This window comes from Micromonospora sp. WMMD729 (genome assembly GCF_049315225.1).
Taxonomy (GTDB): domain Bacteria; phylum Actinomycetota; class Actinomycetes; order Mycobacteriales; family Micromonosporaceae; genus Micromonospora.
Map to the genome: position 1 here is coordinate 1,062,628 of NZ_CP186059.1, position 19,989 is coordinate 1,082,616.

General features: G+C 71.7%; 23 protein-coding genes. 13 read left to right on the forward strand and 10 right to left on the reverse strand.

Annotation, left to right across the window (positions count from 1 at the left end; all coding sequences use genetic code 11):
* Nucleotides 1-124 precede the first annotated feature (124 nt).
* The 5 genes from ACN263_RS04915 to ACN263_RS04935 all read left to right on the forward strand — a co-directional run bounded on the left by ACN263_RS04915 (nucleotide 125) and on the right by ACN263_RS04935 (nucleotide 2,948).
* The gene (locus ACN263_RS04915) at nucleotides 125-814 is read left to right on the forward strand and encodes a recombinase family protein (protein ID WP_422738644.1); all 690 of its coding nucleotides are present in this window, start codon (nucleotides 125-127) and stop codon (nucleotides 812-814) included.
* Between the two features lie 287 nt (nucleotides 815-1,101).
* The gene (locus ACN263_RS04920) at nucleotides 1,102-1,470 is read left to right on the forward strand and encodes a hypothetical protein (RefSeq protein ID WP_422738645.1); all 369 of its coding nucleotides are present in this window, start codon (nucleotides 1,102-1,104) and stop codon (nucleotides 1,468-1,470) included.
* A gap of 69 nt (nucleotides 1,471-1,539) precedes the next feature.
* Nucleotides 1,540-1,893 (forward strand): nuclear transport factor 2 family protein, encoded by a 354-nt coding sequence (locus ACN263_RS04925; protein WP_422738646.1) that lies wholly within the window; start codon nucleotides 1,540-1,542, stop codon nucleotides 1,891-1,893.
* A 17-nt stretch (nucleotides 1,894-1,910) separates the two neighbouring features.
* Nucleotides 1,911-2,459, forward strand: coding sequence for a kinase (locus ACN263_RS04930; RefSeq protein WP_422738647.1), 549 nt, complete (start codon nucleotides 1,911-1,913; stop codon nucleotides 2,457-2,459).
* 102 nt (nucleotides 2,460-2,561) lie between these two features.
* Complete coding sequence (locus tag ACN263_RS04935) at nucleotides 2,562-2,948, forward strand: hypothetical protein (RefSeq protein ID WP_422738648.1); 387 nt, start codon at nucleotides 2,562-2,564, stop codon at nucleotides 2,946-2,948.
* Nucleotides 2,949-2,967: 19 nt separating this feature from the next.
* Here the strand turns inward: ACN263_RS04935 and ACN263_RS04940 are convergent, their stop codons facing one another.
* Nucleotides 2,968-3,417, reverse strand: coding sequence for a hypothetical protein (locus ACN263_RS04940; RefSeq protein ID WP_422738649.1), 450 nt, complete (start codon nucleotides 3,415-3,417; stop codon nucleotides 2,968-2,970).
* A 129-nt stretch (nucleotides 3,418-3,546) separates the two neighbouring features.
* Here ACN263_RS04940 and ACN263_RS04945 point away from each other — a divergent pair, with 129 nt between their 5' ends.
* Nucleotides 3,547-4,671 carry an FUSC family protein gene (locus ACN263_RS04945; protein ID WP_422738650.1) on the forward strand — a complete coding sequence of 375 codons (1,125 nt, stop codon included), beginning with the start codon at nucleotides 3,547-3,549 and terminating at the stop codon, nucleotides 4,669-4,671.
* A gap of 98 nt (nucleotides 4,672-4,769) precedes the next feature.
* Here the strand turns inward: ACN263_RS04945 and ACN263_RS04950 are convergent, their stop codons facing one another.
* The gene (locus tag ACN263_RS04950; protein ID WP_422738651.1) at nucleotides 4,770-5,195 is read right to left on the reverse strand and encodes a VOC family protein; all 426 of its coding nucleotides are present in this window, start codon (nucleotides 5,193-5,195) and stop codon (nucleotides 4,770-4,772) included.
* 139 nt (nucleotides 5,196-5,334) lie between these two features.
* Between ACN263_RS04950 and ACN263_RS04955 the strand changes: the two genes are divergently transcribed.
* Nucleotides 5,335-7,167 (forward strand): glycoside hydrolase family 15 protein, encoded by a 1,833-nt coding sequence (locus ACN263_RS04955; protein WP_422738652.1) that lies wholly within the window; start codon nucleotides 5,335-5,337, stop codon nucleotides 7,165-7,167.
* Nucleotides 7,168-7,180: 13 nt separating this feature from the next.
* Here the strand turns inward: ACN263_RS04955 and ACN263_RS04960 are convergent, their stop codons facing one another.
* Complete coding sequence (locus ACN263_RS04960) at nucleotides 7,181-7,993, reverse strand: DUF72 domain-containing protein (RefSeq protein ID WP_422740596.1); 813 nt, start codon at nucleotides 7,991-7,993, stop codon at nucleotides 7,181-7,183.
* Between the two features lie 132 nt (nucleotides 7,994-8,125).
* On the opposite strand from ACN263_RS04960, the gene ACN263_RS04965 reads away from it, so the two are divergent.
* A complete protein-coding gene (locus ACN263_RS04965; protein WP_422738653.1) occupies nucleotides 8,126-8,857 on the forward strand; it encodes a Clp protease N-terminal domain-containing protein in 732 nt (243 codons plus the stop codon).
* A gap of 9 nt (nucleotides 8,858-8,866) precedes the next feature.
* Here ACN263_RS04965 and ACN263_RS04970 read toward each other — a convergent pair whose 3' ends face one another.
* Both ACN263_RS04970 and ACN263_RS04975 read right to left on the reverse strand, forming a co-directional pair.
* Complete coding sequence (locus tag ACN263_RS04970) at nucleotides 8,867-9,385, reverse strand: hypothetical protein (protein WP_422738654.1); 519 nt, start codon at nucleotides 9,383-9,385, stop codon at nucleotides 8,867-8,869.
* Nucleotides 9,386-9,520: 135 nt separating this feature from the next.
* On the reverse strand, nucleotides 9,521-9,706 hold the full coding sequence (locus ACN263_RS04975; protein WP_422738655.1) for a DNA repair protein: 186 nt from the start codon (nucleotides 9,704-9,706) through the stop codon (nucleotides 9,521-9,523).
* 172 nt (nucleotides 9,707-9,878) lie between these two features.
* Here ACN263_RS04975 and ACN263_RS04980 point away from each other — a divergent pair, with 172 nt between their 5' ends.
* The gene (locus tag ACN263_RS04980) at nucleotides 9,879-10,541 is read left to right on the forward strand and encodes a GNAT family N-acetyltransferase (protein WP_422738656.1); all 663 of its coding nucleotides are present in this window, start codon (nucleotides 9,879-9,881) and stop codon (nucleotides 10,539-10,541) included.
* Between the two features lie 248 nt (nucleotides 10,542-10,789).
* Here the strand turns inward: ACN263_RS04980 and ACN263_RS04985 are convergent, their stop codons facing one another.
* Complete coding sequence (locus ACN263_RS04985) at nucleotides 10,790-12,244, reverse strand: glycoside hydrolase family 3 protein (protein WP_422738657.1); 1,455 nt, start codon at nucleotides 12,242-12,244, stop codon at nucleotides 10,790-10,792.
* A 165-nt stretch (nucleotides 12,245-12,409) separates the two neighbouring features.
* Here ACN263_RS04985 and ACN263_RS04990 point away from each other — a divergent pair, with 165 nt between their 5' ends.
* Nucleotides 12,410-13,585 carry an ROK family transcriptional regulator gene (locus ACN263_RS04990; protein WP_422738658.1) on the forward strand — a complete coding sequence of 392 codons (1,176 nt, stop codon included), beginning with the start codon at nucleotides 12,410-12,412 and terminating at the stop codon, nucleotides 13,583-13,585.
* Nucleotides 13,586-13,711: 126 nt separating this feature from the next.
* Here ACN263_RS04990 and ACN263_RS04995 read toward each other — a convergent pair whose 3' ends face one another.
* Together ACN263_RS04995 and ACN263_RS05000 are read right to left on the reverse strand one after the other, a co-directional pair.
* Entirely contained in the window at nucleotides 13,712-14,725 is a 1,014-nt protein-coding gene (locus ACN263_RS04995; RefSeq protein ID WP_422738659.1) for an ABC transporter permease subunit, read from the reverse strand.
* Nucleotides 14,722-15,732, reverse strand: coding sequence for an ABC transporter ATP-binding protein (locus tag ACN263_RS05000; protein WP_422738660.1), 1,011 nt, complete (start codon nucleotides 15,730-15,732; stop codon nucleotides 14,722-14,724). The genes ACN263_RS04995 and ACN263_RS05000 overlap by 4 nt, the downstream gene beginning before the upstream one ends.
* A gap of 131 nt (nucleotides 15,733-15,863) precedes the next feature.
* Here ACN263_RS05000 and ACN263_RS05005 point away from each other — a divergent pair, with 131 nt between their 5' ends.
* Nucleotides 15,864-16,706 carry an ABC transporter ATP-binding protein gene (locus ACN263_RS05005; protein WP_422738661.1) on the forward strand — a complete coding sequence of 281 codons (843 nt, stop codon included), beginning with the start codon at nucleotides 15,864-15,866 and terminating at the stop codon, nucleotides 16,704-16,706.
* 10 nt (nucleotides 16,707-16,716) lie between these two features.
* Nucleotides 16,717-17,613: a ribokinase gene (locus ACN263_RS05010; protein ID WP_422740597.1), complete on the forward strand. Its 897-nt coding sequence runs from the start codon at nucleotides 16,717-16,719 to the stop codon at nucleotides 17,611-17,613.
* Between the two features lie 25 nt (nucleotides 17,614-17,638).
* On the opposite strand, the gene ftrA is transcribed toward ACN263_RS05010, so the two are convergent.
* A complete protein-coding gene (ftrA, locus tag ACN263_RS05015; RefSeq protein WP_422738662.1) occupies nucleotides 17,639-18,667 on the reverse strand; it encodes a transcriptional regulator FtrA in 1,029 nt (342 codons plus the stop codon).
* A gap of 71 nt (nucleotides 18,668-18,738) precedes the next feature.
* Here ftrA and ACN263_RS05020 point away from each other — a divergent pair, with 71 nt between their 5' ends.
* On the forward strand, nucleotides 18,739-19,194 hold the full coding sequence (locus ACN263_RS05020; RefSeq protein WP_422738663.1) for a rhodanese-like domain-containing protein: 456 nt from the start codon (nucleotides 18,739-18,741) through the stop codon (nucleotides 19,192-19,194).
* Nucleotides 19,195-19,214: 20 nt separating this feature from the next.
* Here ACN263_RS05020 and ACN263_RS05025 read toward each other — a convergent pair whose 3' ends face one another.
* The gene (locus ACN263_RS05025) at nucleotides 19,215-19,943 is read right to left on the reverse strand and encodes a hypothetical protein (protein WP_422738664.1); all 729 of its coding nucleotides are present in this window, start codon (nucleotides 19,941-19,943) and stop codon (nucleotides 19,215-19,217) included.
* Nucleotides 19,944-19,989 lie beyond the last annotated feature (46 nt).

Consider the following 19,989-nt stretch of genomic DNA (forward strand, 5'->3'; position numbering starts at 1 on the left):
TGGCTGCCTTGGCAGCTGCAGTGGCCGTGCTGCATCCGCAGCGGCAGCGGCGTAACGATGCCTTTCGAGTGCTTGCGTTACTGATCAGCCTGTTCCGACGTACGGGTGGCGCACCGTGACGTCAATGCGTGGTCCGGTGCGCCAAGCGGTGCCGGTTCTTGCTTACATACGCTCCCTGCCTGAGGAGTCCGCTGCCGTCCTGAGCGCACAGGCCGCAGCGATCCGCCGGGCCGTCGTTGCCCGCCAGCTTCCTGTGCCGTACGAACTCGTGTGGACGATTCGCGATGAGGCGGCCGAACACCCCGCGCGACTATCGGAAGCCGTGCGGCGGTTGGAGATGGGCGCCGCTCAAGCACTGTTCGTCACGCGATGGGACAGGCTCGGCCCCACCGACTTTGTCGCTAGAGGGCTCAGACGTCACGCCATCGAGTTTGGCTGGGCCCTGGAAGTCCTTGACGACATGCTTGACGATCAGGCCGCCAACGTGGGCAGCAGTGGTCTGCGCTCCGCACGAACCATAGAAGGCCTGGCTCAGGCCCGTTCCATCGGCATACGGCTTGGACGCCCCAGGCGTTGTCAGGACGACGTGCTTCGCGCAGTGGTCGAGATGTCCGTGCTGGGCGCCCGCCAAGTCGATATCGCTGATCGATTGAATGAGGAAGGGGTGGCGACCCCGGGTGGCGGTGAACGCTGGTACCCCTCGCACGTCTCACGTCTGCTGCGCACGCAGGATGCTCGACAGTACCGGCGAACTCTCCTGGAGCGATTAAGTCTGAAGGCCGTTCCCGAGTTGCCACCTAGACTCAACCGGTGATGACGGGGCGCTTCGTTGACAACGGACGGCGGTTGGCCGCGTTCTCCGGTGAGTTCATCGTGCGGTGCCCACAGTGCGGCGCGGCAGGGAAGGTCCTGCGGAACTGGGACGGTGTCACGCGGACCTGGCGGCCGGCGACAGTCGCCTGCGTGACCTGCGGTTTCTCCCGCCGGCAACACAGGCCTGCGGGCTGTGAATGCGGCCACTGCCGACGTCAGCTCCCCACCAGTTGGGCTGGGCCGGTGGTCATCACTGTGTCACAACGGTGCAGGCAGTGCGGTCGCCGGATGCGTGCCGAGCGACGGGCGAAGGCGGCGCCGCAGCACCGCTTCGTCGTCCTGCACTGCGATGGCTGCGGGGCGGCGACCAACGCAAGCTATGAGCTGCGCCCGGTCATGGTGCCGGCCGCCCTGGTGGACAACTGCTTCGGTCTACCGCTGTGGCTGCAGACCCCGTGCGCCGGTCACACGTTGTGGGCCTTCAACCCGCGCCACCTCGCTTACCTCAAGGAGTTCCTGCGGGCCGGGTTGCGAGAAAGGCACAGCACGGCGAACGCCTCAGTGGTGTCCCGACTGCCCGGCTGGCTGAAGCAGGCCAAGCACCGAGGCGAGGCCCTGGATGCGGTCGAGCGTCTGGAACGACTGCTTCTGCCCTGAAGGCACGCGCCCTTCTGCCGACAGCGAAGACGGCGTCATGAAGTCTCGCCCACCGGCCATGCTGGCTCGATGGACTCGCCCGAACAGGCCCTGCTCACCGACCTCTACACGGCCTTCAACAAGCGTGACATCCCCACCCTGCTGGCGGCCCTGACGCCGGACGTCACCTGGCCCAACGGTTGGGAAGGAGGCGTCCTCCACGGCCGGGAGATGGTGGGTGCCTACTGGCGTCGACAGTGGGAGCAGCTTGCTCCCACCGTCACGCCGACCGCGTTCAGTACGGAGGCCGACGGTCGTATTGCCGTGACCGTTCATCAGGTGGTACACGACAAGACCGGACTGAAACTCGCCGATCACACCGTCACGCACGTGTACCGCTTCGACAGGGGTCTGGTGACCGAGATGGAGATCCGGGAGACGTAAGGAGCCGAGGAGGCATCGTGGTCGCGGAGCCCACCGGCAGCCCGGACACGATCCTCGTCTGCATCCGGGGCAACTCCGGCTCGGGCAAGAGCAGCATTGCCCGCGAGCTACGACGCCGGCACGGTCGGGGCTGTGCCCTGGTCGAGCAGGACTACCTGCGCCGCATCGTGCTGCGCGAGCGGGACCGGCCCGGCGGGGCGGCGCCGGCGTTGATCGGGCAGACCGTGCGGTTCGCACTGGACCACGGCTATCACGTGGTCGTGGAAGGCATCATGCACAGCAGCCGCTACCGAGGCATGCTGACCGCGCTGCGGGACGGTCACCGTGGTCGGTCGCTGTTCTGCTACCTCGACGTGTCGCTGGCCGAGACCCTGCGCCGTCACCTGACCCGCCCGCAGGTCAGTGAGTTCACCGCCGAGCAGATGAGCGGCTGGTACGCCGGTCACGACGTCCTGGGCTGGCCCGGCGAACTCGTCCTGCCCGAGACGACCGGACTGGACGAGGCCGTCGAGGCCATCGCCGCTGCCGCCGGGCTGCCCCAGACCGGATGCGACGCCGACCGGTAGAGCCGCCCGGCCGACTCCCGGTGTCGACGTGCGCCGCACCCGTGCCACCTGTGGCAGCATCGATCGTGCTGAGCGACGGTGGGCCGCTTCACAGGAGTGCGTATGGCGCTGGGTCCCGTACTGGTGATTGGTCTTGATCCCGAACGGATCCCCGGGTGGGATCCGGCGCCGGTGGTGGCGGCGATAGCACGCGGTCAGGCCCGTTTCGGCGAGCACGGCGTCGAAGCCGATCTGTGTCTGGTGGCACCCGACGACGACGCCGAGTCCGCTGTCGTCGAGGCGTTACAACGTAAGGACTACGCCTGTGTGGTGGTCGGCGGTGGCCTCCGCAAGCACGAGCCGTTGCTCCTGCTCTTCGAGAAGGTGGTGAACCTCGTCCGGCAGTGGGCGCCCGGCGCGGCGATCGCCTTCAACGGCAGCCCGGTGGACACCGCCGACGCCGCGCTGCGGTGGCTGCCCCGCGATACGGGCGAGCGTCGTACCCCTTGATGTGGTGCCCCCAAAGCTCTCAGGCTTTGGCGAATCTCGTGGTGAGTCGCGCGGTCGCCTTGACCTCGTACTTCATGTGGTAGCCGGCGGCGATCACCATCGCCTCGGCGACCTTCGCCGCGTGCTCGTGGCCCTCGACGGCGGCGTTGGCGGCCAGGTCGACGGGTTGCCCGGTGGCGAGGCCGCCGGCCAGGGCGAGCAGCCGTTTGTCGTCGGCGGACAGCTGCTCGACCGCCGGTAGCGCGAGTAGCGCCGGCCAGTCGCCGATGACCGCCACCTGGATGTCGTGGCCGTCGTCGTACTCGGGGATCTGCACGACCTCGACGAGTTCCGCGAAGCCGGGCTGGTCCGGCAGCTTGGTGAAGGTCAGCAGGTGCACTGCCGCCTTCATGGTGTCGGGACGGCTGATCCACACGCCGGCGCGGATCAGGGTACGCAGGCTGTCGGGGCTGAACTCGGAGCTGGACATGGCACGGGGCCTCCTTCGACGAGGGCGGGGGATCCTCGCTGTCGAGTACAGCAGACGTCGACAAGCATGGATTCCGTACGTCTGGGCGCAGCGTCGGATAGGTTTCCGCGCGTCGGGTAAGCGGCGCGGGTGTCTGCCCACCTGGAGTCGGAGGCCGGCGGCGAACCGACGGACCACCGGAAGTCCCGGATCGACCGCCTCCGAGCGCGGGCCCACCACGCGCTGCGCTCGCGCGCCTGGCGGTTACGCCTGTTCGGCCTGCTCGCGGTGCAGGCCGGCATCGCCGCGGCGATCGCCTGGTTCGTGGCGTACCAATTCCTGGGCAATCCTTCTCCGGTCCTGGCGCCGACCACGGCGGTCGGCATCGTGGCCGCCTCGATGGGGTCACGCCTCCGGCGGACCATCGAGCTGCTGGCCGGTGTGACCCTGGGGCTCGCCGTCGGCGACACGTTGATGCCGTTCTTCGGCATCGGGCCCTGGCAGACCGGTGTGGTCGTCGTGCTGGCGATCGGGGTCGCCATCCTGCTCAAGGGGGGTGGCTCGCTGCTCACCCAGGCCGGCGGCACCGCGGTGCTGATCGCCACGCTGGAGCCGCCGCTACGCGAACTGTCCGTCCCGCGCTTCGTCGACGCGGCGGTCGGTGGGCTCGTCGGTCTGGGGGTCGGTCTGCTTGTGGCGCCCATCAATCCGCAGCGGACGCTGCTGCGGCTGGCCGAGCCGGTGGTCGGGCCGGCGGCCGACATCATGCACGACCTGGCGACGGCGCTGCGGACGCGCGATCTCGGGGACGCCGAACAGAGCCTGCGCGGGTTGCGGGGGCTCGACCCCCGCCTGGCCGCTCTCGACGACGGGCTCAGCGCCGCCCAGGAGGTGACGCGGCTGGCGCCCCTGCGGTGGCGTGAGCGCGACTCCCTGAACTTTCACACCACGGCGATCCACCACCTGGAACGGAGCCTGCACGGTTGCCGGTCACTGTGCCGGCGCCTGACCACGGCCCTGAAGGACGACGAGCCGATTCCCGAGGAGTTTCCGCAGGCCATTGACCTGCTGGCCGACGCGCTGCCGACGCTGCGCCGAGCGGTCCAGGTCGGTCGGGAGCCTCGGGAGGCCCGCGACCAGATCCTGGCGGGCGTCGAGCTGGTCGGGCGTGCGCAGGGGTTTGTAGGGGACCCGACCCGCCCGCACATCCACCGTCTCGGCTATTCCGGGCTGGTCGCGGTGGGGAGTACCGGGCGGCTGCCCACGACCTGCTGATCACCAGCGGGTTGGAGACCGAGATGGCGGCGGCGCTGGTGCGGCAGGCAGTGGACCAGCACTGACAGGATCGAGCGGCGGAAACGGGGACGTCGAGCTCAGATCGTGTGGTGTGCGGCGAGCATGTCGAGGTAGTGCGGGTTGGTCATGACGCCCAGCACGTTGCCGAAGGGGTCCACCACGGCCGCCGTCACGAAACCCGTGTCTCCGCGAGGTGTGATCGGCTGGTACTCCGTGGCACCCAGCGCCAGGAGCCGGTCCACGGTGGCGCGGAGGTCGTCGACGTGCCAGTGCATGACCGCGCCCCCGGGCCCGCTCGCCGCGCCCGGGGGCGCGTACCGGCGGTCGATGATGCCCAGTTCCGCCTGGTGGTCGCCGAGGCGAAACTCGGTGTAGGCGGGACGCCCGTCGGGGCCGGGCCGCGAGAAGTACGCCTCCTGGCCCAGGAATCGGGCGTACCAGTTGGTGGCGGCCGCCACGTCGTCGGCCCAGATGTTCAGGGTGGCGAATCCGCGCAGGCTCATCCGTTGTCCCTCCGTCGATGTCGTCCAGCGCGCACGCTATCGGCGGCCACCGACACCCTCGCCCGGGGCGTCGGGGACGGCGTTCGTGTAGCGGGCGGTTTCCCGGGTAGTCGCCGTCAGCCTGACGAGGGGGGTCGGTGTGCAGACACGGTATCCGGGGGTCGAGGAGCACGGCCTGATCGGTGACCTGCAGACCGCCGCGCTGATCAGCAAGGACGGCACGATTGACTGGTTCTGCGCGCCGCGCTTCGACTCGCCGAGCCTCTTCGCCGCCCTGCTCGACCGCGACAGGGGCGGGCACTTCCAGCTCTCGCCCGACGGTATCGAGTATTCGAGCAAACAGCTCTACCTACCCGGCACGCCGATCCTGATCACCCGCTTTCACAGCGCCGAAGGCGTGGGTGAGGTGTTGGACTTCATGCCCGTCACGGGCGAACAGGCCACTGACCGGCACCGAATGGTCCGGATGGTCCGCATGGTCCGGGGGGCCATGCCCTTCCGCTTCGACTGCCGGCCGCGGTTCAACTACGGGCGAGATCCGTACGAGTTGGAGGTCCATCCGGAGGGGGACGTCTTTCGCAGCTCTACCCTTTCGCTCACCCTGACCCCGTTCAAGGACGCCGATCGGCTCGTCGACCGGAGGCTGGTCCAACGCGACGAGGAGGGCGTGTGCTTCCGCAACGTGCTGCACGAGGGCGACATCGGTGGGGTCGTGCTGGAGACGGCCTGCCCCCACGCACCCCGGGCTCTCACCACGAAGGAGGCCTGCGAACTGCTCGCCGAAACCCGGGACCACTGGCGTCGGTGGGCCCTGCGCGCCTCCTACACCGGTCGCTGGCGGGAGATGGTCGAACGGTCGGCCATGACGCTCAAGCTCATGACGTACGCCCCGACGGGCGCCCTGGTCGCCGCGCCGACGATGGGATTGCCGGAGCAGATCGGCGGGCCGCGGAACTGGGACTACCGCTACACCTGGATCCGCGATGCCTCGTTCTCCGTGCACGCGCTGCTCAGCGTCGGTTTCACCGAGGAGGCCGAGAAGTATCTGGCCTGGCTCGAGGCGCGCATCCGGGACGCCCACGACGGTGACGTGCCGCTGCAGATCATGTACCGCATCGACGGCTCGCCGGACCTTTCCGAGGAGGTGTTGCCGCACCTGGAGGGGTACCGCCGCTCCGCGCCGGTGCGGATCGGCAACGGCGCGGCGGGCCAGCTACAACTGGACATCTACGGCGAGGCGCTGAACTCGCTGCATCTCGCCGACCAGAGCGGGCTGATGACGTCGTACGAGGGGTGGCGCAAGACGGCCGGCCTGATGGACTGGCTCTGCGACCACTGGGATCAGCCCGAGGACGGCATCTGGGAGACCCGGTCCGGCCGGCAGGACTTCACCTACGGGCGGATGATGTGCTGGCTCGCGTTCGACCGTGCCATCCGCATCGCGCACGCCCGGGGGCGTCCCGCGAGCATCACCCGGTGGGCGGACCAACGCAACGCCGTCTACGAGCAGGTCATAGCTCGGGGATTCCATCCGGGACGGCAGGCCTTCGTGCAGCACTACCGCACCGACATCACCGACGCCTCGCTGCTCGCGATGCCCGGGGTCGGCTTCATCGCACCGAACGATCCGATGTGGCTGTCGACGTTGCGGGCGATAGACAACGAGTTGGTGTCGGACAGTCTCGTCTACCGCTACGACCCGAAAGCCTCGCCCGACGGACTCGCCGGCTCCGAGGGAACCTTCAGCATGTGCACCTTCTGGTACGTGCAGGCCCTCGCCCAGTCGGGCCGGCTCGACGACGCCCGGCTCACGTTCGAGAAGATGCTGACCTACAGCACGCCGTTGGGGCTCTACTCGGAGGAGATCGCCCCCACCGGCGAGCAGATCGGCAACTTCCCGCAGGCGTTCAGCCACCTCTCGCTGATCAGCACGGCCCACCACCTCAACGCGCTGCTCGACCGACAGCCGTGACTGACCTGGGTGCTCAGAAGAGGGTCAGCGGCTCGACGGGTATCGGGTCCGGCAGCGGATCGAGGCCCGGCACCTGGGCGCGTACCTCGTCGTGGAACCGGCGGGCGAGCCCGGGCGCGTCGGCGTTGTCCGGCGTGTGGACGAACATGGTGGGGGAGCGTCCCTCGCGCAGCCAGCCGGCGGTGACCTCGACCCAACGCTGCCACCCCTCGACAGTCCGGGCGTCGTCGTCACGGCCGAGGTAACGCACGATCGGGCGGTCGGTCAACGCGACGGAGCGCAGCGGCACCCGCGGCTTCTTCATCCAGGCGTCGCGCTCGGCGTCACTCGTCGGCGGGCGGCTGAAGAACGTGGTGGTGTCGAAGGGGATCCACTCGGCCGAGGTGGTCAGGGTCTCCTCGAGCAGTCGGGTCGCGCGGGGCTCGGTGAAGAACGCGGGATGGCGGACCTCCACGGCGTACCGGTGGGAACCCGGGAGTTGGGCGAGGAACCGGCCGAGCGTGGGTACGTCGGCCGGCGCGAACGACCCCGGCAGTTGGATCCAGAGGGCGTGGACGCGCGGGCCGAGCGGTTCGATCGCGTCCAGGAAGGCGCGCAACGGCTCGCCGACGTCGGTGAGCCGCCGTTCGTGTGTGACCACCTTGGGCAGCTTGAGGACGAACCGGAACTCGGGATTCGTCTGCGCCGCCCACGACGCCACCGTGTCGTGGGCGGGCGTCGCGTAGAACGTGGTGTTGCCCTCCACGGCATCGCACCAGCTGGCGTAGTGCCGCAGGCGCTCCCCGGACGGCAGCGAGTGTCCCGGCCACGACCGGTGGCTCCACATCGCGCACCCCACGTGCAGACGCATGCCCGACCCTCCTGACGTGTGCGGCCGCGCCCACGGTATCGGCTCGCGCGACCGGGCTCTCGTCAACCACGGGTTGACGGGATGCATGCGTCAACCTATGGTTGACGCATGACCGAACCTTTCCAGATGAACAACTCCGTGAAGCTCGACGACCTGATCCAGGCGATCAAGAAGGCGCACAGCGACGCGCTCGACCAGCTCACCGACGCGGTGATCGCCGCCGACCATCTCGGTGAGGTCGCCGACCATCTGATCGGGCACTTCGTCGACCAGGCCCGTCGCTCGGGCGCCTCCTGGACCGACATCGGTCGCAGCATGGGGGTCAGCAAGCAGGCCGCCCAGAAGCGCTTCGTGGCGAAGGGCTCCACCGACGCGGCGGCGCTCGACCCCAACGCCGGCTTCGGCCGGTTCACCCCGCGGGCCCGCAACGTGGTGATGGCCTCGCAGGAGGAGGCCCGCGCCGCCGGGAACCCCGAGATCGGTCCCGCGCACCTGGTGCTCGGGCTGCTGGCGGAGCCGGAGGGGTTGGCCGCCCGGGTGCTTGTCGGTCGGGGCGCCACCCCCGAGGCGGTGCGGGCCGCCGTCGGCGCCGTCCTCCCGCCGCGGGCGGACGAGGTCCCGGACCTCATCCCGTACGACGCGCGTGGCAAGAAGGCGTTGGAGCTGACCTTCCGGGAGGCGCTGCGCCTCGGGCACAACTACATCGGCACCGAGCACATCCTGCTCGCCCTGCTGGAGCAGGAGGACGGCGCCGGCGTGCTCACCGACCTCGGCCTGGAGAAGGCGGCGGTCGAGGCCGACCTGTCCGCCGCCCTCGCCGCCGCCGTCGCGCAAAAGTAGGGGCCGGGGTCAGGGCGCCTCGGGGAAGCCGTAGCGCAGGGCGTGCTCCGGATCGGTCGGGTCGATCTGGCGTACGCCCGCGTCCGCGAGCCGCTTGTTGACCTCGTCGAGCTGCTCGCGGACGAGTCGGGCCTCCTCCTCGGTGACCCGGCCCCGGTGCGGCTTGCCGGCGTGCTCCAGCGTGCCGTAGTCGATCTTCTCGGCGCTCTTGCGGGCCTTGGGCGGGCGGACCCGCTCGGCCGTCTTCAACAACTGTGCCATCGGGACGTCGGTGGCCATCGCGTCGAACTCGCTCGCGGTGAGGACGACCCGCCGGGGCTCACCCCCGCCGTGCCGATCGTGGATCTCGACCACCGCCACGTCGAGCGCGGCGTCGTCGATGTCCTCCACCTCGCCCGGGGTGGCGTCGAGCTGCACGGGCCCGGCGACCAGGTCCGGGTGCTCCAGGACGACGACACGAACCACCTCGTCGTCCTGCTGCAGAACGGTACCGGTGAAGTCGGAGACGTGAATCGTCTTCTTGCCCATGCGCGAAGCTTCTCCTGTCGTAGGCCGGGTTGCCGGACCTCGAAGAAATTACCCGACAGGTGTGCGAAAGCCGTCGCTGGTCCGCCCGCGGTGTGTCGTCCCCGACCCTGCCGCGCTCGAGTGCCGGGTCGACGTTCAGTGCCGGTCGAGACCGTGCCGGCTGGAGCCGGCCGGCAGCTCGTTCAGTCTCGCCCAGGACAGCCCACCCGCCGCCCGGACCACCCGGTACCGCGCCTGCGTCGGGGCGTCGGTGGCGGCCTCCGCCGCCCGCCAGAGTCGCCCGGGGTGCTGGTGGAAGCGGTCGTTCGGCTGTATCGGCATGCCCCATACCGTCGCAGAGAAAGGTGTCCAGCTATGGAAATACCTATGACGGTCGATATGGCGAGCCGATTCCCAGATCTCGGGCGGCGTCCCACGCTGCCGCGATGGCCCGCCCGGTCGGGCGGTCCAGGCGTACGGTGATCACGACGGGTGGGGTGACGGGGAGGTGCGCATGCTCGACCGGCGGTTGCACCTGCACCTCGCCTCCTGGCTCGGTCAGTGGCCGGCCGCCCCGGGGCTGCACGTGGTCGCCTCGCATCGGCGGGCCCGGCCGGCCTGGGACGGCCGACTGCGACCGGCCCTCGCCGTGGACACCGGACGGAGCGCGGTGCTCTCCGTCGCACCCGACCGGGTCGCCGCGGTCCGGGCGCTGATCGAGCGCACGCCGCAGCGGATGCTCGCGACGCTGCCGGAGGTCGTCGGCCACCCCGCCTTCTGCGTGCACGACGGCCCGTTTCGCTGGACCAGCGCCCCCGCGCCCCTGCCCGACGTGGGGGAGTGGATCGCGCCGACCACGCCCGGACTGCCGCCCTGGCTGCGGCTCTTCGACCGGCCGGTGCTCGTGGTGCGCGATGCCGACGGCGGCTACCTGGCCGGCGCCGCCATCAAACGCCACGACGCGTACGGGCACGAGTTGGCCGTCGGGACCGTGCCGGCGGCCCGTGGTCGCGGTCTCGCGCGTCGGCTGGTGGCGCAGGCGGCGCGGCGGGTCCTGGACGAGGGCGCGGTGCCGACGTACCTGCACGAGAAGCAGAACCACGCCTCGGCCCGGGTCGCGGAGGCGGCGGGCTTTCCGGACCGGGGCTGGCGGGCGTACGGGGTGTATCCGCGCTGACCGGGGCGCCCGGCCGGGCTCAGTGCGCGGACCGTGGATCCCGGGCCGGATCCACGGTCCGCAACCTGCCCCCAGGTCCCGGTCTCGCGAGATCGGCCGCGTCGCTGGACGGGCCGATCCGATATCGATCACGCTACGTATCGAAACTGCAAGCTGCAAGATGCGAGGTGTCGAGTCGGAGTGTCGAATTGTGGACTTGACCTGGGATAAAGCGCGGTGACGCTGGTGCTCCGATCGGTGACGCTGGGTCAACCCGTCAGGCCAAGTGCCTCCGCAGCCGCCCGACCGTTGGCGTGGCTCGCGCCGTACGTGGTGACGAACGCCCGTACGCCGGACGGTCGCCACGTTCCCGGCCAGCCCATCTCCACGACGGTCACCGGGTGCGCGGCGGCCAACGCGTCGATCAGTTCCGGTCCACCGGGCAGCCGATGCAGGTGCCGCCCGACCAACACGATCGGCCGATCCCCGGCCACCTCGCGCAGGGCCGCCTGATCGGTTTCGGTGGCGACCACGCGGATCTCGCGTCCACCGTCGAGGTGCGGGCCGAGGCCCCACGGCACCCGGCCCTCGGCCATCGTGGACTCGGTGTGCAACTGCACCACCAGGGGTTGGTCCAGGCCGGTGAGCAGCCCTTCGACCCGTACCGCCCGGCGGGCCACCGCGTACCCCAGATCGGGGTCGGGAGTGGCCGACGACCGGTCGGCGGCCCGGGTCCAGGCGGCGAGCGCGGCGGCGCGGCCGGCCGCCTCCTCCACCCGGGCGAGCGGCAGCCGACCGTCGGCGGTCGCTGCGACGATCTCGGCGGCCACCCGCTCGACCAACGCGGCGTCGACCTGGGCGCCGATGCAGAGCAGGTCGGCGCCGGCCGACAGCGCCCGCACGGCGGCCGGCCCCACGCCCCCGGCGGCCACCGCCGCGCCCTTCATCTCCAGGGCGTCGGTGATCACGGTGCCGGTGAAGCCGTACTCGGCGCGCAGCAGGTCGACCAGGACGGCCCGGCTGAAGGTGGCCGGGCCGTCGCCGGTCAGCTCCGGCACCCGGATGTGCGCGGTCATCACGGCCTGCGTGCCGGCCGCGACGACCGCGGCGAACGGCGGCAGGTCGCGCCGGCGGAGCACGTCCAGCGGTACGTCCACGGTGGGCAGTTCGTGGTGGGAGTCGGCGACCGTCGCGCCGTGACCGGGGAAGTGCTTGGCGCAGGCGGCGACCCCGGCGGCCTGGAGGCCGCTGACGGCCGCGGCCGAGTGCGCGGCCACCCGCAGCGGGTCGGCGCCGAAGGAGCGGGTGCCGATCACCGGGTTGTCGTCGGCGGTGTTCACGTCGACCGTGGGGGCCAGGTTGACGGTGACGCCCAGCGCGGCCAGTTCGGCGCCGATCGACTGGTAGACCCGGCGGGTGAGCGCCACGTCGCCGACCGCGCCGAGGGCGGCGTTACCGGGGTACGGGCTGCCGGTGGCGTGCGCCAGCCGGGTCACGTCGCCGCCCTCCTCGTCGATGGCGATCAGCACGTCCGACCGGCCGGCGCGCAGCGCCGCCGTGCTCGCCGCCACCTGCGCGGGGTCGTGCACGTTCGTGCCGAACAGGGTGTGCCCGGCCAGCCCGTCGGCCACCAGGTCGACCGCCCACCCCGGCGGGACCGCTCCCGGGTACGCGGCGAGCAACGTGCCCAGCGCGAGCCGGCGCAGTCCTGGATCGAGCCCCACGAGATCTCCCCCTTCACTCCCCGTGGGTACGAACGTGTACCCGCGGTGGTCGTCGCCCTGCCGGGTCGGCCGAGCACTCTGCCTCCGGGTGGCCGATACGCTACGGCTACCCGTTCGCAGGTCGGTTTACAGTTAGCAAAGTTTACTAAAACTAGAGGACGTGGCATGAGTGCGACCCGGCTGCCCGGCACCCCCCGCCTGTTGCGGGCGCTCAACGACCGTGCGGCGCTGGAACTGCTCCTCGAGCGCGGACCGCTCACCCGGGCCCGGCTCGGCGAGCTGACCGGCCTGTCCAAGGTCACCGCCTCGCAGCTCGTCGAGCGCCTGGAGGAGCGCGGCCTGGTCAGCCGGGTCGGCGAGCAGGCCGGAGGGCGGGGGCCGAACGCCCAGCTCTACGCGGTACGCCCGAGCAGCGCGCACGTCGTCGGGGTGGACGTCGGGCCGGACCGGGTGGTCGCCGCCTGCGCCGACATCACCGGCGCCGTGATCGGCCGGGTGGAGCAGTCGACGCGGGACACCGACGATCCGGTGGGTGTGGTGCACAACGCCGTGGTGCAGGCCGCCAGCAGCGCCCAGGCGCAGCTCAGCAGCGTCCGACGGATCGTGCTGGGTACGCCGGGTCTGGTCGATCCGCAGACCGGGGACATCACCTTCGCGTTCAACCTGCCGCGCTGGCACAGCGGTCTGCTGGCCGCGCTGCGGGACGACCTGCACACGTCGGTGGTCTTCGAGAACGACGTCAACCTGGCCGCGGTGGCCGAGGCGCAGTCCGGTGCCGCGCAGGGTGTGGCGGACTTCGTCCTGGTCTGGGTGGGCGCCGGTGTCGGTCTGGCGATCATGTTGGGTGGCCGGCTGCACCACGGCAGCAGCGGAGCGGCGGGCGAGATCGGCTACCTGCCGGTGCCCGGCGCACCCATCCCGCGGGACGTCTCGCGGCGCGCCAAGCCCGCCTTCCAGCAGGTGGTCGGCGGCGACTCGGTACGCGCGGTGGCCCGCGAGCACGGCTTCTCCGCGCCGGACGCCGCCAGCGCGGTACGGGCGGCGGTCGCGGCCGGCAACGCCGGTGCTCCGATGCTCGACGAGTTGGCCCGCCGACTCGCGCTCGGCGTGGCCAGCACCTGCGTGGTGCTCGACCCGCCGTTGGTCGTGCTGGCCGGCGAGGTCGGCCAGGCCGGTGGCGCGGCGCTCGCCGACCGGGTGCAGCGGGAGGTCGCGGCCATCACCCTGGTCCGCCCGCGGGTGGTGCCCACCGGTCTCACCGAGGAACCGATCCTGCGGGGCGCCCTGCGTACCGCGTTGAACGCCGTCCGCGACGAGGTGTTCGGCTCCACCGTCGGCTGAGCCCGCTGGGGCGGTCATGTGAAGGAATATTTCACCGCCGACCGCCCGGCTGCAAGCTCTTGCCGCCGGGCGGTCGCGGGTTGCCTCAGTTCAGCCTGGCCGCCTCGGTTCAGCTGGCCGGCTCCCTCAGTTCAGGTCGCGGCGGCGGAAGGCGGCGAAGGCCAGCACCGTCAACCCACCGGCTACCGCCAGCAGCACCACCAGCGACGGTCTCCAGGTGAGGGTGTAGAAGCCCTGGCAGGACATGTCGTTGAAGCTGTCCCGACAGAGCTGCGAGTCCCAGATCGGCACCTTGCCGTTGAGCCACGCCCCGAGATATGTGGAGAGCATCAGCTGTTCCGGCCGCCGGGCATCGACGATCGCCAGCACCAGCCGGACGCCCAACTCCCACACCACCGCGTACGCGGCGACCGCGCCGAGCGCCGCCGACGTGTGCCGGCCCAGCGTCGCGATGGCGAAGCCGGTCGCGGTGGCCAGCAGCACCAGCACCAGGCCACGGCCGTGGATGGCGCCCAGCGAACTCCAGAAGTCACCGTCGAGCCGGCCGGCCAACCCGGCGGTCTGCCCGATCACCCAGAAGGTGACCAGGTAGACCACCGAGGCCACCACCGACAGCGCCAGCACCGCGCCGAGCAGTGTGCCCAGCTTCGCGCCCAGCACCGTCAGCCGGCGGGGCCGCCACAGCAGCAGGTTCACCACCCCACCGGAGTTCAGGTCCGCCCCGATGTACGAGGCGCCGACCAGGAACCCGAACATCACCAGGAACGTGATGAGGAAGAAGAGCAGCGGTTTGGCCTGGTCGGCGAAGCTGAACACCCCCTCCAGGTAGTCGGACGCGACCGGCAGGCGGTCCTGCTGGGCCGGGTCCATCTCGGAGCAGACGGGGGGCAGATAGTCCTGGGTGTCGGGCGTCGAGATCCCGTCCCGTTGGGCCAGGCACTGCTGGTAGTTGACCTCCATGCTCCGCCGCGCCTCGACGGCCTTCTGCCGTGCCGAGGAGACTTCGTCGGCGGTCGGCCGGTGCGACCCGGCCAGGGTCGTCGCGGCCGTGACACCGAACGCCAGCACCAGCAGGACGACCATGAGCTGCACGAAGCGGCGTGCGGAGAGCCGCTCCAACTCGGCCCGGACCAGGTTCACGCGTCCACTCCCCGTACGTCGAGATCGATCACCGGCGCGCCGTCGGCGTCCACCGGTCGCGCCGCCTCGTCGACCTGGCGGGGCACCGAGGGGTGCTCGCCGGCCCCGGTCAGCTCCAGGAAGACGCTCTCCAGGTCGGGTCGCAGCGGGGTCAGCTCGGCGACCCACAGATCCTGCTCGCCGAGCAGCCGGCTGATCACCGTCGGGTCGGTCGCCCCGCCGACCACCAGCGTCTCGCCCTCGACGGCGGCCGTCAGCTCCGCCGCCCGCAGCAGGTCGGCGGCGCGCTCCGGTTCGGCGACCCGGACCAGGAACTCGTGCCGGTCGTGACCCGCCAGCACCTCGTCCACCCGGCCGGCCGCCACCCGCCGGCCCCGCGAAATGATCGTGACGTGGTCGCAGATCAGCTGGATCTCGCCCAGGATGTGGCTGGACACCAGCACGGTCACCTCGGCCGCCGCGAGCGAACGCATCAGGTCGCGCATCTCGCGGATGCCCGCCGGATCGAGGCCGTTCGCCGGTTCGTCGAGGATGAGCAGCCGCGGGTCCTTCAGCAGCGCGGACGCCACCGCGAGGCGCTGCTTCATGCCCAGCGAGTAGCCCTTCACCCGTTCGTCGCCCCGGTCGCGCAGGCCCACCAGCTCCAGCGCCTCGTCCACCCGGGCGATCGGCACCCCGCCGGCGCGGGCCAGCAGCCGTAGCGTGCGCCGGCCGGTGAAGTTGCCGAAGAACTGCGGGCTCTCCACGATGGCGCCGACCTGGCCCGCCACCCGGGGCAGCAGTTCCGGCGACGGCTCGCCGAGTACGCGCATCCGCCCGCCGTCGGCGCGGACCAACCCCAGCAGGGCGCGCAGCGTGGTGGTCTTGCCGGACCCGTTGGGCCCGAGGAAGCCGTGGATCTGTCCGGCCTCGACCAGCAGGTCGAACCCGTCGACCGCCACCCGCTTGCCGTTGCGCACGCTGCGGAAGGTCTTGCGCAGACCCTCGATCTCGATGACCGCGCTCATCCGCGCGGTTCCGAACCTGGACCGGGCATGGGCCGTCCCTCGGGTGTGGTGATCAACGACACGGTGCTTCACCCTAGGGCCAGAGCGCCGCCCGTGGGGGGCGCACCACCGCTGCGTGGTTGGATGGGCGGGTGACTGGTGACCTGCTCCCCGGCGCTGCCGGCGCCGCGCCTGCCGCCGCACCCGTGGACCCGGATCTGGTGGTCAGCCTCGACAGCGTGGGCGTACGCCGCTCCGACAACGCCCTGCTGCAGGACCTGACCTGGCGCGTCGAGCTGGACGAGCGCTGGGTGGTGCTCGGCCCCAACGGCGCGGGCAAGACCACCCTGCTCAACCTGGCCGCCGGCCGGCTGCACCCCACCACCGGCGTCGCGCACGTCCTCGGCGAGCGGATCGGCCGCACCGACATCACCGAGCTGCGCACCCGCATCGGGCTCACCACGGCTGAGCTCGCCGCCCGGGTGCCCGCCGACGAGCAGGTCAGCGACGTGGTGGTCACCGCCGCCTGGTCGGTGGTCGGCCGCTGGCGGGAGAGCTACGAGAAGGGCGACGTGGCGCGGGCGCGGGCGCTGCTCAGCCAGCTCGGCGTCGGCAACCTCGCCGAACGCCGCTACGGCACCCTCTCCGACGGCGAACGCAAGCGGGTCCAGATCGCCCGGGCGCTGATGACCGACCCGGAGCTGCTGTTGCTCGACGAGCCCACCGCCGGGCTCGACCTCGGTGGCCGCGAGGACCTGGTCGCCCGGCTGGCCGAGCTGGCGTACGATCCGGACGCCCCCGCCATGGTGCTCGTCACCCACCACGTGGAGGAGATCCCGCCCGGGTTCACCCACGCGCTGCTGCTGCGCGAGGGCGCGGTCGTCGCCCAGGGGTTGCTCGCCGAGACGCTGACCGGCGACAACCTCTCCAAGACCTTCGGTCTGCCGCTGGTGGTCGAGCGCTCCGGCGACCGCTACACCGCACGCGCCGCCTGATCGGGTGACCATGCCGCAGACCCGGGTGGTGGTGGTCGGCAGCGCCAACATGGATCTGGTCGCGATGGCCCCCGCGCTGCCCCGACCGGGCCAGACCATGCTCGGCACCGACTTCGTGATGGTGCCCGGCGGCAAGGGCGCCAACCAGGCCATCGCCGCCGTCCGGGCCGGCGCCTCCTGCGTCTTCCTGGGCGCGATCGGCTCCGACGCGTTCGGCGTGACGCTCCGCGCCCGCATCACGGCCGCCGGCGTGGACACCGGTCACCTGCGGGTCGTGTACGGCGCGTCCGGCGTAGCGCTCGTGATGGTGAACGGCCAGGGGGAGAACGCCATCGTGGTCACCCCCGGCGCGAACGACGCGCTGGTCGGCCTCACCGACGAGGAGTTGGCCACGGTACGCGGGGCGGACGTCCTGGTCGCCCAGTTGGAGATCCCGGTGCGGACGGTGACCGCCGCCGCCCTGGCCGCCCGCGCGGCCGGCACCCGGGTCGTCCTCAACGCCGCACCCGCCCGGGACCTCCCGCCGGAACTGCTCGACGCCGTGGACCTGCTCGTCGTCAACGAGGGCGAGGCGCAGGCGTTCACCGGCCGGGGCCGGGAGGATCCGAAGGCGCTGCTCGGCCTGGTGCCCCGCGCGGTGCTCACTCTCGGCGGCGCCGGGGCCTGGTACGTCGACCGGGAAGGCGCCGAGGTGCACGTGCCCGCCGTCGGAGTGGACGTGGTCGACTCCACCGCGGCCGGCGACGCGTTCACCGCCGCGCTGGCGGTCGGCTGGGGCGAGGGGCGGGACGTCGTCGACGCCGTGCGCTGGGCGGCGGCGGCCGGCGCCGCCTGTGTCCGCAAGCTCGGCGCCTCGGTGGCCCTGCCGCAGCGGGCCGAGATCGACGCGCTCTACGCGCCGGGCTGACCCGTCGTCGAGCGCCCCGGCCACGTCACGTCGGCCGGCCGGCGTCCGTCCGAAAGGCCCGCCGATACGCCGACGGGGACGTCAGCATGATCCGTCCGAAGTGGTGGCGGTAGGTGACCGGGGTGTCGAAGCCCACCGCCCCGGCGATCTGCTCGATCGCGGCGTCGGTCTCCTCCAGCAGCGCCAGACTGGCCCGGACCCGCTGGTCGATGAGCCACCGGATCGGGCTGGTCCCGGTGGCCCGGGTGAAGTGCCGCAGATAGGTGCGCGGTGACATGTGCGCCCGCCCGGCGAGCCGGGCGACGCTCAGTGGCTCGGCGAGGTGGGCGAGCGCCCAGTCGATGCTGGCGGCGATCCGGTCGTCGTCCGGGTCGGCCGTCACCGGAGCCTCGACGAACTGGGCCTGGCCCCCGTCCCGCTGCGGAGGGATGACCAACCGGCGGGCGACCGCGTTGGCGATCGCCGCGCCGTGGTCACGCCGTACCACGTGCACGCTGAGATCGAGGCCGGCGGCACTGCCCGCGCTGGTGAGCAGGTCGCCGTCATCGAGGTAGAGCACGTTCGGGTCCACCTCGACGCGGGGGTACCGCCGTGCCAGCAGCTCCGCGTACCGCCAGTGGGTGGTGGCCCGCCGCCCGTCCAGCAGCCCGGCGCCGGCCAGCGCGAACGCGCCCGAACAGATCGACATGATCCGCGCGCCGCGGGCGTGCGCCGTGCGCAGCGCGGCCACCAGCTCGGGCGACGGGTCGGCGGTCACGTCCGGCACGCCGGGCACGATCACCGTCCGCGCCGCCGCCAGCTCCGCCAGGCCGTACGGGGTGTGCAGGCTGACCCCGCCGACCACCGGCACCGGCCCCGGCTGCTCGGCGCAGATCACCAGGTCGTACCAGTCGACGTCGAACTCGGGGCGGGGCAGCCCGAACACCTCGGTGACGATGCCGGTCTCGAACACCGACATCCCCGGGTACGCGAGCACCGCGACGCGGTGACCGGCGGCCGGCTGGCGCGGCGAAGGCAGCGCCCTCGGACGGCCACCCACCGCACTGCTCGACATGGCGGGATGTTAGCGCAGGACGTCGTTGCCGCCACTCGTCCCGGCCCGCCCCGCCGACCACGATCAGTGGCATGACCTTCACCTTCGCTGTTCCGCCAGCCGCTCCGGACGTCGCGGCCGCCCACTTTCTCGCCCGACTCAGCGTCCAGACCGACGTCAGTGACGTGCACGCCGACCTGACCGCCCGTACCCCCGGGCTTGTGGTGGTCGACTCCCGAGGGCTGGCCGGTTGGGCGCAGGGCCACCTGCCGGGTGCCGTGCACCTGCCCACCGCCGAGATCGCCGCCGGGGCAGCCGAGAAGATCCCCGCCGGTGCCGCGGTGGTCACCTACTGCTGGGGGCCGGGCTGCAACGGCGCAACCCGGGCCGCGCTGGAGTTCGCCCGGCTCGGCATCCCGGTCAAGGAGATGCTCGGCGGATTCGAGTACTGGGTACGGGAGGGACTGCCGGTGGAGACCGAGAGTGGGCTGACCCGACGTCCCGTCGACGACCTGACCGCACCCACGACGGCAACCTGCGACTGCTGAACCGGCCGTCTGCGCGCGGGTCAGTCGGCGGGCTCGTCGGTCAGCTTCTCGCCCCGGCGACGCAGCATGCCGAGGCCGGGGATGCCGGCCACGGCGAGCTTGAGGTCACGGGTGACGTCGAGCAGGTCGTGCAGGTCGGGCCCGACCCGGTCCAGGGTCGCGAGGATCGGCAGGATGTCGGCGGTCAGGTGTTCCTTGAGCTTGGGCAGCTCGTCGATCAGGTGGATCGCCGCGGTGATCTCCTCGTGGCTCAACTCCTGCACGAACCTGTCGGTCATCGGCGCGGCCCGGCGCAGCGCCGGCTCGTACGCCGCCAGCAGTTCCGCCGCGGTGGCCGCGGCCTGCGCGGCCGTCTGTACGGTGACCGCGGCGTTGCCGGCCACCGCGTCGGCCTCGGTGACCACCGTGCCCGCGACGCGCGCGACCTTGTCGGCCTCGTTCACCACCACGGCGGCGGCCGCGGCCACCTCGGTGGCCGTGTCGACGGCGGCCGTCGCGGCGGCGCTGATCACCGCCACCTCGCGGACCGCCGTCTCGGCGTCGGTGAGCACCTCGTCGGTCCGGTCCAGGGTCGTCTCGATCCGGTCGACCACACCGTTGATCCTGGCCAGCAGCGCCTCCACCCCGTCCAACACCGCGAAGGCGCGGGCGGGCACGGCGGCGAACGAGGCGGCCGAGCCGAGCGCCTGGTCGAGGGCGGAGCGGGTCAGGCCGACCACCGCGGTGGGTGTGGGGAGGGGAAGCGCCATGGCACCAAGTGTGCGTCGGTCCCGCCACAACCGCTCGTCCAGCGCT